General features: G+C 54.6%; 2 protein-coding genes. Both read left to right on the top strand.

The annotated features are described in order from the left end of the window. Positions 1-245: YeeE/YedE thiosulfate transporter family protein (locus AC1DCY_RS27665; RefSeq protein ID WP_477355968.1), on the top strand; the 245-nt coding region annotated here is incomplete at its 5' end. A gap of 1 nt (position 246) precedes the next feature. Further along, the coding region (locus AC1DCY_RS27660; protein WP_477355965.1) for a hypothetical protein at positions 247-454 on the top strand (208 nt) is incomplete at its 3' end.

Here is a 454-nt window from a genome sequence, read left to right as displayed (position 1 = left end):
GCTTCACCCTGCGCCGCAAGACCTTCAGCTACCAGCCGTTCAACTTGTCGAAGGCGTGCGTGCATTTATTGGCCGGTGTGCTGATGGGCATTGGCGCCTCGATGATGCTTGGCGGCAACGACTCTCAGATTCTGCTGGTATTCCCGACGCTGAGTTTGACCTCGACGTTGCCATTGGCCTCGATTGTCGTGGGGATTGTGGGGACGTTGTGGGTGAAGCGGTGGTGGGGGGCAGAAGGGCTCTGAAATGAAAAAGTCCGGTGTAGGGTCGGGCTTTAGATTTTTATCTGATCAAGTTTTCCATGAGTCGCGAACTTCCAAGGCACACGGAACGCTGCGCCTCTGCTTATCAGATCTGCCTGGATCAAGATTGCCGGCCACCACCGCACCAGATTGTGAGCTTTGCTCCAGTAAGGTTCATTCCCCCAATGTCTGGTTAAGCAGAAAATGGGAAG

It is taken from the genome of Lysinibacillus sp. 10T31 (assembly GCF_056394365.1).
This window is presented reverse-complemented; position numbering and strand designations above follow the sequence as displayed.